Genomic DNA, 12,414 nt, shown 5'->3' on the forward strand with positions numbered 1-12,414 from the left:
CGCGTTCGACAACGTTTTGCGCGGGCACCAGCAGAAAACTCGCGAACGCCGCGCTCATCGCGCTCGCGCCGAGCACGCATCCCGCCACGCCGGCCACGCCCGTGCCGCCGGTCGCGCGATCGGCGAAATAAAGCGGAATACCGGTCACGACCACGACGCCGATGCCAAGCCCGATGCCCAGCAGGCCCGCCTGCCAGACCTTGTGCAGATCGAGGCCTGCGCCGAGCGCCAGCGCGAAGAACGGAATCATCACCGGCACGGCGCGCGCGAGGAAGGCGCGCATTTCGCGGTCGAGATTGCCGAGCAGCATGCCCGCGCACAGCGGCAGGATGCTGCCGACCAGCGTCTGCCACGGAAACGCCGACAGGCCCGCCACGCCGAGCGTGACCATCGTGAGGAACGGGCCCGATTCGAGCGACATGATCGTGTACGCGCCCACGTCTTCCGAGCGGCCATACTGGCCCATCAGCGCCATGTAGAGGCCGCCGTTGGTGTCGTTCATCGCGGCGATCACGGCCAGCGTCGAGAGACCCGCGAACAGACCCGAGGCGATCGGCGCCTCGCCAAGCAGATGCCCCATCACGATGCCGACCAGAATCGCCGCGCCCACCTTGGTCGCGAACAGCGCGCCGCCCTTCTTGAGCAGATAGGGCGTGGCCTTCACGTCGATGCTCGCGCCCATGCACACGTAGAACACGGCAAGGATCGGCAGCGAGCCGGTGAACAGCGCGTTCGTGAACGAGCCGAAGAACTTCGGCAGACCGGGCGCGAAGGTCGCGACGAGCGAACCAAGCAGCAGCGGCACGATCATCATGCCGCCGGGAACGCGCTCGATCGAACGCTTGATGGGAATCTGAGCCATGGGGAGTCTCCTCAATGATGATCCGATCGGCGCATGCCCCGGGACGACGCGCCCGGATTGAGCGTTTTGATCGGTTTGCTCACTTTTTTGATTGAAACGATCATGGCGGAGTGTAAACGCGCGCCCCGATTTGCGCAATTCGATCAAACAAATGATTGAAACGATCAAATTGGGGACGATAGACCGCGCGACGCGCACGCGCGAGCGCGCCCGGCCGCGTGTTGCGGCATGCAGGATAAAACGAAGGGAGCGGCGTTGCTGCGGGCGTCACGCGCGAAGGGGTCGATCGGCGTGAGCGGTGTGATCGGCGTGAGGCGATGGGGAACGGCTTGGTGCGGCGTGCGCGGACGCTATCCGCGTGCTGACGGAATCAGGCCGCGAATTCTCCGCGCGACGCGACGAAGCGCGCGGCCGGATCGGCGTCCGGGCGGCTGCGCGGCGTGGGGTCGAGCGTCGCCGCGCCGGCGCGCTCCAGCAGTTGCAGCAGCTTGGCGATGCGCAGCCGCTGGCTGGCGACGAGATCGTGCGTCTGCTCCAGCGTCTGCAACCGCTTGCGGCAGTATTCGCGGTCGATGCCGCGCGTCGCATTGGCCACCGCCGCGAAGCTGAGAAACTGCACCATGCGCTCGACGTGATCGAGTTGCGCATCGGCGAGCCGCGCGGGCAGCAGGCCGCCGGTTTTCACCGGCGTCGTTGCCGGCTCGCTAGTTGAAATTTTTGCCGCACCAGCCGACGGCTGCGGCGGTTTTCGGCGGGTCTCACTCGTGCTCATCGAAGGCCTCTGATCGTTTCTGTCCTGCGTCCCGGCTTCGCTGCAAAGCGCCGCGGCAGGCCGACTTCCCCGGGCCCGCCGTTTCGACGCCGCGTTGCTCCCGCCCGGCCGGACGCCATTGCCCGAACACCGTGCGAAACCGGCTATTTGTCGTACGACAATACCTGGTAATGTTTGGTAGGCTTGACCGTCCGTCTCAACAGCATTCGTTGACCGGGATCGACACCGAATCGACACCCAACCGCTATCGGATCGACCGCCACCACGCCGTGAACGCACCTCCCGCCCCGGGCGAACTCGCCCGCGAATCCGCCAACGGCGCCGTCCTCGCGACGAGCCGGTTCAGCACGCACGCGCATGCGCGCGGCGAGCAGCTGATCGCGTGGCGCGAGCGTGTCGGGCATGTGGTGGACGTGGTGCCGTCGCGCGACCAGATCGAAGGCGGCTTTCGCGGCCAGATCGACCGCTACGCGTCGGGCGGTTTCTCGTTCACCGATTGCACGACCGACGCGCTGGTACTGGAGCGTCCGGTCGCGCGCGTCTCGACCGACCGGCGACGCGACTTCGCGTTCCATCTCTACGCGCAGGGCGACTCGGGCCTCACCACGGGCATGCGCCGCAAACGCAGCGCCGACGAAACGCCCACGCGCATCATGGCCGTCGACATGAACCAGCCGTTCCGCGTCGAGCGGCCCGCCTGCCGCGTGCTGAGCGTGTTCGTGCCGCAGGAAACCGTCGACGCCAACCTGCCCTACGCCGAGTCGATCCACGGTCAGGGCCTCGCGCCGCACACGCCGCTCGCGCAACTGAGCCTCGCGCACGCGCTCTCGCTGGCCGACACCCTGCCGCGACTCGACGCCGCCCAGGCCGCCGAAGCGATGCAGCTTGCCGCGCAGCTGCTGCTGGCCGCGTATCGCGGCGAGGCGCGCCTCGGCGAGCGCGGGCGCGCCGCCGCGCAGGCCGCCGTGATGAACCAGGTGCGCCGTTACGTCGATGCGAACCTGCATCAGGCCGATCTCACGCCCAGCACCGTGGTCGCGGCGCTGCAGCTCAAACGCGCCACGATCTATCGCTGGTTCGAGCAGGAAGGCGGGCTGGGTGCGTATATCCGCCATCGACGGCTGCGCGAGGCCGCCGACGAACTGGTGCGCTTCCCGCATCTGCTCGTCACCGAGATCGCGTACGGGCTGGGCTTCAACAGCGCGTCCGATTTCACGCGCGCGTTCCGGCGCGCCTTCGGCATGAGCCCGCTCGACATGCGCGCGCGGGCGCTGGAGCTGCGGCGCGCGACGGCGTGAGCGTCATGTAGCGATGTCGCGCCCGCGCGCGTATTCGCGCGGGGCGCCATTACAATCGTCGCGCTCCCGACTCTCGCGAACCCTTTCATGACCGATTCGACACGACTCGCCCGCGCGGGCCGCCTCGCGCTGGCGCTCGCTACTGCCTGCGCATTCGGCGGCGCGGCGCATGCAGCTTCCGCCACACCGGCCAGCACGACCATCAAGATCGACGACGCCACGCGCGCGCAGATCACGCGCGTCGACGGCACGCACGTGCGCGTGCGGATCCTGCCCGACGGCACGACGCAAACGCTCGAAGTGAAAGTGGCCGACGAGGAAGGCAAGTTCGGCATCGAAAGCGCCGACTACAATTTCGACGGCCATCGCGATCTGTCCTTCGCGGCGACGCTCGGCCAGGTGAACCGCGAGTACCAGATCTTTCTCTACGACGCCGCCCAGCGACGCTTCGAGCCGCTGCGCATGGCATCGGAAAAAGGCCCGAACGGCAATTGCGACGGCCTCTGGAACCTGTCGCCGGATCCGAAAGCGCGCGTGCTGAACAGCTCGTGCCGCGGCGGACCGATGTGGTACACCGACGCCTGGCGCTATCGCGCCGATGGCCGTCTCTATCTATACCAGGCGGACGCGCCCCTGCCCGACGAAGTCAACGCGCTGTTCGGCTTGCCCGAAGACAGCGGGCCCGACTCGATCCTGCTGACCTATGACGAAACGGGCCGCGTCGTCGCGCGCGAGGCGCAAGCCTATGGCGGCGGCAAGGTGACGATGAAGGTAAAGGTCGCGCGTCTGCCGCTGCACGAAACCGCGCAGGCGACGCCGACGAAACGCTACGTGGTGGCCGGCGACGCGCTCGATGTGCTCGACGTCAGCGACGACGGCAGTTGGCTCAAGGTGCGGTATCGGAATCCACGCGGGAATCCACGCACGGCCGCCGTAATGGGCTGGGTCGCGGCCAGCGAAGCCGCCGCAACGCCCTGAGATCGAGAAGTGAAAAGCGCGGCCTCACCGGGCCGCGCTATCGATTCCAACATCAACGTTCAATACAACAGATCCTCGTAGAACGCGCCGAACGGCTTCGTCGGATGCGCAATCTGGATTTCGAGAATCCACAAGCCGGCGTTAGGGCACGCGTCGAAATCGCCGAGATCGCCCGCGCGATAGATCGCATGCGGAAAGTCCGAGACGCGATGGCCCTTGATGTCGAGATTCAGACGCCAGCCCAGCGCTTGCGCGCGCTCGTCGGCGTAGGCATAGAGCGCCGTGCCCGCCGCGCCCGTTTTGCGCCAGTGCTGCTCGACGTCGTCGAAGAGTGTTTTCGCGGCGGCGGCGCAGGCCTGCATTTCCGCATCGTCGCCGACGACGAAAGTCGCGCCCGCATCGCCCTCGTGCGCGCCCCAGACCACGCCGAGATCGAGAAAGAAGATGTCGTTGGCCTGCAGCACCGGATCGCCGACCGAGCGCTCCTTGAACATGCGCAGCGTGTTCTCGCCGAAACGCACGATCGTCGGATGCCAGATGCGATCCATGCCGAGCGCTTCCATCTCCGCCTTGCACAGCGCCGCCGCTTCCGACTCGCGCATGCCCGGCACGACGCGCGGCGCCACGCGCTCGATCACCTGCCAGGTGCGTTCGCGCGCCGTCTGCATCTGTTCCTTCACATACTTGCTGCCTACCGCTTCCTTCGCCGCTTGGGTTGCCTGTGCTGTCTGGGGACTTGTTGTCGTGCTCACCGTGGTCTCTCCGCTTCGATATATCTTTTTGAATATATCGCGCGAGACCGCGCATGTCCATGAGATGCGCGGCCTCGCGGCAGGCAGCGGGCGACGCCCGGAAGTCAGCGCGCGAAGTACATGTCGTGCAGTTCGTCGACGTTCACGTCCTGCGCACGCGCTTCGAACGTCACCTTGCCGCCCTGCATCAGATAGACCTGATCGGCGAGCCGCAGCGCCATGTGCGTGTTCTGCTCGACGAGCACGATGGTGCGCCCCGCCGCCTTGAGCCGTTCGAGAATCGCGAACACTTCCTGCACCATCACGGGCGCGAGGCCCAGCGACGGCTCGTCGATCAGCATCAGTTGCGGCGACGACATCAACCCGCGCCCCAGCGCAAGCATCTGCGCCTGGCCGCCCGACAAGGTGCCGGCGGGCAGCGCGCGGCGCTCCTTGAGCAGCGGAAAGAGCCCGTAGACTTCTTCGAGCTGCCGCGCCGCGCCCGCGCGCCGCGACTTCGCGAACGCGCCGAGCATGAGGTTTTCTTCGATCGACATGTCGCGGAAAATCATGCGCCCTTCCGGCACCATCGCAATGCCGCGCTGCGCCATGTCCCACGTCGGCACGCCGGCGAGCGGCGCGCCGTCGAACGCGATCTCGCCGTGCGCGAGCGGCACGAGGCCCATGATCGCGCGCAGCAGCGTGGTTTTGCCCGCACCGTTCGGCCCGACGATCGTCGTCACCTCGCCCTTCGCCACCGCGAGCGAGACGTCCCAGAGCACGTTGATCGCGCCGTAACCCGCGCGCGCGTGGCGAATCTCGAGCATCTCAGGCATGAGCGGCCTCCCCCGTATAACTGCGCACAACTTCCGGATCGCGGAACACGTCGGCGGGCGGACCATCCGCGATCAGCTTGCCGAAATTGAGCACCGCCACGCGGCGGCACAGGTTCATCACCGTTTCGATATCGTGCTCGATAATCAGGATCCCTACGCGATAACGCTCGTGCACGTCGAGCAGCGTCTTCATGAAGCGGCGTTTGGTGGCCGTCTCCAGGCCGCCAAGCACTTCGTCGAGCAGCAGCAGTTTCGGGCCGGTCGCCAGCGCTTTCGCCACTTCGAGCGCCTTCAGTTCGGTGAGCGCGAGTTCGGTGGCCGCGTCGCGCTGCGCCTTGCCCGCGAGCCCCATGAAGTCGAGAATCTCGTCGATGCGCGCCTCGTCCACGCGCCCCGCGCCGAAGCGTTGCGCGACGATCAGGTTCTCGCGCACCGTCAATTCGTGCAGCGGCTGCGGCACCTGGAACGTGCGCCCGATGCCGAGGCGCGCGCGCCGGTACAGCGGCGTCTTGAGCAGGTCGACGCCCTCGAAGCGGATCGCGCCGCTCGTCGGCCGCACGAGTCCCGAGATCGCGTTGAACAGCGTGGTCTTGCCCGCGCCGTTCGGCCCGACGAGGCCCACCACGTCGTGCGTGCCGAGCGTGAGCGAGACGCCGCTCACCGCCGTGAGTCCGCCGAAGCGGATCGACACGTCCTTGAGTTCCAGTTCAGCCTGCTGCATGGACACCTCGCCCGGTACGTTTGAAGCGCAGCGCGGTCAGCCCCGCGGGACTCACGATGATCATCGCCACCAGCAGCATGCCGAGCACGATCTGATGCCCCGTCGGCAGCAGGCTCTTGAGCACGAGCTGATCGATCAGATAGACCGATACCGCGCCGACCAGCGGCCCGAGTATCGTGCGATAGCCGCCGCAGATCGCCGCGATGATCGGCACCACGGCCCAGCTCGCGTTGAACGCGTAATCGGGCTCCAGAAAGTTGATGTAGTGTGCGTTGAAGGCGCCGACCAGACCCGTCATGAGCGCGGAGAGCATCAGCATCGCGAGCTTGAGAATCACGCTGTTGACGCCCACGACGCGCGTGGCGTCCTCCGATTCGTGCATCGCGCGCAGCGCGAGCCCTACGTTCGAGCCGCGCAGCTTCGCATAGAGCAGCGCGAAGGCGAGCACGAGCGTGAGGATCACGACATAGCCGCCGCTCTTGCTGCCGAAGTCCAGGCCGAGCAGCTTCGGCAGCGCCGGAATGCTGGACAGGCCGCTCGCGCCGCCGGTCAATCCCGACCATTCCGTCGCGACGATGCGGAAGATCTGCGCATACGCGAGAATCGCCAGCGCGAAATACGGGCCTTTCAGACGCAGCGCGGGCGCCATCGCGAGCGAGGCGACGCTTGCGCCCACGCCGCCCGCGAGCATCGCGGGAAACACGGGCCAGCCCGCCTTGAGCGTGAGCAGCGCGGAGATATACGAGCCCACGCCGAAGAACGCGCTGTGCCCGAAGCTGACCATGCCGCCGAGATTGCCGAGCAGCGCCCAGGCAAGCGCAATGCCCGCGATCGTCAGCGAAGCGACTGCGAGACTCATCAGATAGAGGTTCTGCCCGAGCGCGAGCGGCACGGCCGCGTAAAGCACGACGAGCGTGACAACGAGCCCGACGATGCGTTGCGCGGACCAGACCGGCTTCGCGCGCGCGGCGGCGCTCGTCGCGGCGGCGGGCGTATGAGTGGTGGTGGTGTTCATCGAGATTTCCCCGTCATCCTCGTCTTTTCGCCACGCCGAACAGGCCGTTGGGCAGCACGTACAGCACGATCAGGAACAGCAACATGCCGGCCAGTTCCTGCAGCGCCGAACTCGCGAGCGTGACCGTGAGCGCCTCGGCCACGCCGAGCAGCAGCGCGCCCGCGAGCACGCCCGGAATCGACCCTACGCCCGCCAGCACGGTGATGATGAAGGCCTTGACCGTCAGCGCCTCGCCGATCGCGGGTTGCACCGCGCTCGACGCGTAGATCGACACGCCCGCGCACGACGCCAGCACGCCCGCGACCACGAACGACACCAGTTCCACCTTGCGCGGATCGATACCCATCAGGCGCGCCGCGTCGCGATTGCTCGAAATCGCCCGCACCGCGCGCCCGTACCACGAGCGCGTCAGCCACCACCAGAGCGCGAGCATCAGCAGCACGCTGATGCCGAACGACATCACTTCGCTGCGCATCGACAGCAGATTGCCGAGCATCACGCTGTCCTGCAGCCAGGCGTCGTTGGTCGAGCGCACGTCGGCGCCCCAGCCGAGCAGCACGGCGTTCGTCAGCACGATGCCGATGCCGTAGGTGAGGATCAGCGAATTCAGCTCGCGGTCGCGCTTGATGCGGCTGACCAGATACCACGCGAGCGCGGCCGCGGCGCACACGACCGGAATCGCCACGGGAATCGCGAACACCGGATTGATGCCCAGCCGCGTTTCGAACGTGTAGGCGATATACGCGGCCAGCAGCACGAGTTCGCCGTGCGCGAGATTGATGATGCGCATCGAGCCGAACACCAGCGCGAGGCCGAGCGCGACGAGCGCATACGCGCCGCCCACCAGCACGCCCGAATACAGCGACTGCAACACGAGTTCGCTCATCGCGATCTCCCTATCGATAACAGCGTCGAAAACAGCGCACGAAGCGCGAAGCGCGCGATCACCACGGCAGCGCCGGGAAGTTGAGCTTGCCGGTCGCGCGTTCCTTCGGCCACACGAGCACGATGCGATCGCCCTGAATCTGCGCCATGTTGTTGAGGAACGACGGGTTGTCGCCGTTGGCCGCGAAGCTGACCTTGCCGATCAGCGTGTCCTGCGGCTTCGCGCGCAGTTCGGCGGCGATGCCGTCCTTCTTGAGCGTGCCCGCGTCGGCGGCGCGCGCCATCGCGTTGAACAGCAGCACCGACTGCACGAAGGCGAATTCGGCCACGTAATCGGGCTCTTTCTTGTACGCGGCGACGTAGGCGTCGACGAAAGCCTTGCCCTCGGCCGTGCCGAACTGCGCCGGATGCGGCAGCATCGCGCAACCGATCACGTTGTTGACGAGGTCCGGAAACTCGCTGGCCATCTTCGGCGTGGCGAGCGACCACGCGCCCATCACCGCCTTCAGTTGCGGCTTGAGCACTTTGGCCGCGCGCAGGATGCCGATGTAATCGTTCTCGTAGCCGATCATCAACATCACGTCGGGCTTGTCCTGCAGGCGGATCTTGTTGACGACCGGCTTGAAGTCGGTCATCGACGGCTCGAACATGTGCACCGTCACTTTCACGCCCTGCGCGCGCAGCTTGTTGGCAATGTCGCCGCTCACGTCGGCGGTCGCCTGTCTCGTCGACGCGACGATGGAGACCGACTTCGCGCCCATCGCGTCGAGCTGGCCGAGCATCGCCTTCGAATAGCCCGATGCGGGCCCGACGCGGAAGAAGCGCTTGAGTCCGCGCGAGGTGATGCTGCTGTCCACCGCGCCCGAGGTGATGTAGACGAGACCGGCCTTGTCGGCGGCCTCCGAGGCGGGGCTGACCGAATTCGAGCCGTAGCCGCCCGTGATCGCGAGCACGCCTTGCGAGGCGAGCTTCTCGACGGCGGAGACGGCCTTGGCCGGTTGCGCCTCGTCGTCGATCACGGTGAGCGCGACCGTGTGCTTGCCGGTGCCGCCGAACTTGCCGTTGTTGAACAGGTCGGCGGCCACCTTGATGCCTTCGAGCTGCGCCGCGCCCGCGCGCGCCATCGAGCCGGTGAGCGGCAATTCGACGCCCACCGGCAGGACTTCCGCGAACGCCGCGGGCGTCGCGCCCAGCAGCGCGAGCGCGCTCACGCTCAGGTTGACGAAATAACGGATCGCGGCGCGCGACCCGGCGCGCCGCTGGCGAGAAGCGTTATGTGCAGTGCTGCGATCCATCGTGCCTCCAAACCGGCTTTTATGGTTTCATGCGCGCCCTGGCCGCGGGCGCGTCGTTTCGTTGCGCGTCGTTGTGCGCGCTTTTTTATTTACTTCGGATACCGTATTGTTCTTATTTCGCTTGCAGACCGCTCACCACGGCACGCCCGGATACGCGGGTTTTGCAGTGGCCACCTGCTGCGGCCAGACCAGTGCGAGCTTGCCGTCGCGCGCGAACTGACCCATATGCGCGACGTAGTGCGGATTGTCGCCGCGCGCATCGAAACTCACCTTGCCGAGGAAGGTGTCGTCGCGCTGCGTGGCGCGCAGCGTATCGGCGAGACCGCCCTTGTCGAGCGTCCCGGCCTTCTGCGCCTGCGCGATGGCGTCGAACAGCACCTGCGCGTAGACGAACGAAGTCTGCGACTGATAGTTCGACACGGTCTTGAAGAGACGCTGATACGTCTCGGAGAAGTCACGCTGATCCGCCGAGCGATAATCGGCCGGCGACGCCAGCACCGTCGCGCCATACACGTTGGGCACGAGGTCGGGGAAGGACTGCGCCATCTTCGGGCTCGCGAACGCCCACGGCGCGGCAATTGCCTTGAGGTCGGGCTTGAGCACGCGCGCGGCGCGCAGAATGCCCACGTAGTCGTTCTCGTAGCCGAGCATCGCGAGCGCGTCGGGCTTGTCCTGCAGCTTGACCTTGTTGACGAGCGGCTTGAAGTCGCTGATCGACGGATCGTAGGCGTGCAGATACGTCTTCACGCCCTTGGCCTTGAGCGCGGCGTCGAGCTGGCGCGCGAGGTCGCTGGTGGCGTCCTTCGTCGAATACAGAATGGCCACCGACTTCACGCCGAGCGAGTCGAACAGGCCCGTCATGCCGCGCGTATAGCCGGGCGTGTTGCTCACGCGAAAGAAGTTCTTGAGGCCGCGAGACACCATGTCGTCGCTGGTGCCGCCCGACGTCATGTAGACGATGCCCGCCTTGCTCGCCGCTTCCGAGGCCGGGCCCGCGCAATTCGAATTGGCCGCGCCCGCGATCGCCACCACGTGCTGCGAGGCGAGCTGCTCGACGGCGGCGACGGCCTTGGCGGGATTCGATTCGTCGTCCACGGTCACCAGCGTGATCTTGTCTTGCGGATGACGGCGGTTGTACAGGTCAGCGGCCACCTGAATGCCGCGATACATCTCCGTGCCGGCTTGCGCGAGCGGGCCGGTGAGCGGCAGTTCGACGCCGACTTTCCATTCGGCCGCATGCGCCATGGCGGGCGCGAACGCGCCGCTTAACGTCAATGCGAGCGCCCAGCCCAGCGTGCGAGCGTCGGGACGTCGTGCTGCGCGGGACGTGCGCGATGCACGCCCCATCCGCGTGGTGATGCGAGTCATGTCTCCTCCGTGGCCTTCAGGCTTTTTACGAGGTCTTTCTTGTACGCCGCTGTTCGCCGTTCACAATGATTCGCATGACGAATCAATGGATCGCGATCGATCGCCAACCAGCGCGTGAGCGCCGTGGCGGATCGATCGGACTTATCGGGCAGGTGCCAGTGTGGGCGAGCGCCGGAAACCTAACAATTTGTTTTCGGAGAAGTCGGCGTTCGGCGCGGTGGAAGTCGGCATTTGTCCCTATGGAACGCGGGGACGGCGGGAGATCGTGGCGCTACGGGAAAACCCGCGCGCTCAAGGCTCGCGCGGACGCCACTCCGAGAACGTGACGGGCCGCTTCGAATCGGCGTCGGTCACGGTGGCGGGATCGGCGATCAGCGCGTCGCCGTCGGGCTTGTCGTTCAGACGCCAGGCCTGCGAGATCTCCTTGTGAAAGACCCAGTCCTGACGTTTCGGATCGAAGCGGAACGTGATGTAGTCGGTCCAGTGCGCGCCGCACGCCACTTCGTTCTGCACCGTGAAGTAGCGGTTCTTGATGACGAGGCCGTCGGCGCTGTCGTTGAAGGGATCGCACTGGCCGCCGTCGTCGGCGCGCATGACCACGAGGTCGTTGCGCGCCGCCAGCCGGTAATGGCCGTCGGGCTTCTGGACGAAGATCAGCAGCGGACGCGGCGTCGGCTGCTCGCGCGTGTCGCCCGCGCCGTGCACGGCGACGAGATAATCGGTGCGCGGCGAATCGGTGAGCTGTCCGGCCGCATAGGTGATGACCACGTCGCCCTTGGGCAACTGGCGCGCGATCTCGTCGGGCAGCGGCGGCGCGGCGCTCCCGGACGACTCCTGCGCCCACGCGGCGGCGTGCAACAGACTGGCCGAAACCAGCAGCGACAGAACGGTAATACGTTTCAACGGACGGCCTCTCGATGCGTGAAGCCCAGCAGGGTAACACCGGATTGTGTCGAAGCGGGTGCGGCCGGGTTACGCTCAGGACGCAACTCGGGGACCGAACACCACCGGTGAAACGCCTCGCCGGCATCCGCGCGCGGCCTGCTCGCCGCTCAATACTTGCATACGCAACCTTTATTCCGTGACAGCGGCGCGGGCGCTGCGTTTGCCGGGATGATCGACGCAATCGCGGCAGGCCTTCGCGCTCCGTCGACCCGACGCGCGCCGTCATTGCTGTTCCGGCAATGCATTGATTCGCCAATCGGAACAACGCGGCGAGGCGCGCGATACGGTCACGCGCGCGGCCTGGCGTATACCCCCAAGCCTCAGCGGCAAGCCCCGGCAGGCGGGCGATTTCCCGTTTCGAATCAACGCGGCGAGGCCCGAAAAAAAGACGTAAAAAAATACTCGCGCGAATAAACGCCCTAATGTCGGGTTTTTTTCGGGTTGCCTCACCTGGGAGGCGCTTCTAGAATCAGAGCGGATTTCGAGCGCGTCTTCGCCATCGGCGCGAAACCGCTCTGCGCAGCCCGCGCTCGCTCGCGTGGCGCGAGACAAAGACTTCAGGAGGACGACACATGATGATTGCGCACGATGCGCCGCTGCCGGGCCGCAGCGCGAACGTACACCGCGCGGGACACGAAGCCGGCGCGGGCCAGGGCCGCTCATGACGCGCCCCGGCCACTCGTCGGGCAGCTTCGATGCGGCGCGCTG

The 12,414-nt window shown here is 66.5% G+C and carries 13 protein-coding genes; 2 read left to right on the top strand and 11 right to left on the bottom strand.

The window, feature by feature from the left end:
• Together G3N97_RS30550 and G3N97_RS30555 are read right to left on the bottom strand one after the other, a co-directional pair.
• A partial coding sequence (locus G3N97_RS30550) for a 2-keto-3-deoxygluconate permease (protein ID WP_241030929.1) occupies positions 1–862 on the bottom strand: 862 nt, incomplete at its 3' end.
• A gap of 370 nt (positions 863–1,232) precedes the next feature.
• A complete protein-coding gene (locus G3N97_RS30555) occupies positions 1,233–1,547 on the bottom strand; it encodes a hypothetical protein (protein WP_205996657.1) in 315 nt (104 codons plus the stop codon).
• 356 nt (positions 1,548–1,903) lie between these two features.
• Between G3N97_RS30555 and G3N97_RS30560 the strand changes: the two genes are divergently transcribed.
• Both G3N97_RS30560 and G3N97_RS30565 read left to right on the top strand, forming a co-directional pair.
• On the top strand, positions 1,904–2,932 hold the full coding sequence (locus G3N97_RS30560; protein ID WP_346778144.1) for an AraC family transcriptional regulator: 1,029 nt from the start codon (positions 1,904–1,906) through the stop codon (positions 2,930–2,932).
• 87 nt (positions 2,933–3,019) lie between these two features.
• Positions 3,020–3,910, top strand: coding sequence for a hypothetical protein (locus tag G3N97_RS30565; protein ID WP_205996659.1), 891 nt, complete (start codon positions 3,020–3,022; stop codon positions 3,908–3,910).
• Positions 3,911–3,969: 59 nt separating this feature from the next.
• Here the strand turns inward: G3N97_RS30565 and G3N97_RS30570 are convergent, their stop codons facing one another.
• The 9 genes from G3N97_RS30570 to G3N97_RS30610 all read right to left on the bottom strand — a co-directional run.
• Positions 3,970–4,662, bottom strand: coding sequence for a M24 family metallopeptidase (locus tag G3N97_RS30570; protein ID WP_244145843.1), 693 nt, complete (start codon positions 4,660–4,662; stop codon positions 3,970–3,972).
• 104 nt (positions 4,663–4,766) lie between these two features.
• Entirely contained in the window at positions 4,767–5,477 is a 711-nt protein-coding gene (locus G3N97_RS30575; RefSeq protein WP_346778145.1) for an ABC transporter ATP-binding protein, read from the bottom strand.
• Positions 5,470–6,198 carry an ABC transporter ATP-binding protein gene (locus G3N97_RS30580; RefSeq protein ID WP_065057786.1) on the bottom strand — a complete coding sequence of 243 codons (729 nt, stop codon included), beginning with the start codon at positions 6,196–6,198 and terminating at the stop codon, positions 5,470–5,472. Before G3N97_RS30580 ends, G3N97_RS30575 begins: the two co-directional genes overlap by 8 nt.
• Entirely contained in the window at positions 6,185–7,213 is a 1,029-nt protein-coding gene (locus tag G3N97_RS30585) for a branched-chain amino acid ABC transporter permease (RefSeq protein ID WP_205996660.1), read from the bottom strand. Before G3N97_RS30585 ends, G3N97_RS30580 begins: the two co-directional genes overlap by 14 nt.
• A 13-nt stretch (positions 7,214–7,226) precedes the next feature.
• Entirely contained in the window at positions 7,227–8,099 is an 873-nt protein-coding gene (locus G3N97_RS30590; protein WP_183716544.1) for a branched-chain amino acid ABC transporter permease, read from the bottom strand.
• Between the two features lie 58 nt (positions 8,100–8,157).
• Positions 8,158–9,393 (bottom strand): ABC transporter substrate-binding protein, encoded by a 1,236-nt coding sequence (locus G3N97_RS30595; RefSeq protein ID WP_205996661.1) that lies wholly within the window; start codon positions 9,391–9,393, stop codon positions 8,158–8,160.
• A gap of 132 nt (positions 9,394–9,525) precedes the next feature.
• A complete protein-coding gene (locus tag G3N97_RS30600) occupies positions 9,526–10,761 on the bottom strand; it encodes an ABC transporter substrate-binding protein (RefSeq protein WP_241030930.1) in 1,236 nt (411 codons plus the stop codon).
• 291 nt (positions 10,762–11,052) lie between these two features.
• A complete protein-coding gene (locus tag G3N97_RS30605; RefSeq protein ID WP_241030931.1) occupies positions 11,053–11,664 on the bottom strand; it encodes a hypothetical protein in 612 nt (203 codons plus the stop codon).
• Between the two features lie 264 nt (positions 11,665–11,928).
• On the bottom strand, positions 11,929–12,414 hold a 486-nt coding region (locus G3N97_RS30610), incomplete at its 5' end, for a hypothetical protein (protein ID WP_205996662.1).

The sequence above is a fragment of the Paraburkholderia sp. Ac-20347 genome (assembly GCF_017104805.1).
Classification (GTDB): Bacteria; Pseudomonadota; Gammaproteobacteria; order Burkholderiales; family Burkholderiaceae; genus Paraburkholderia; species Paraburkholderia tropica.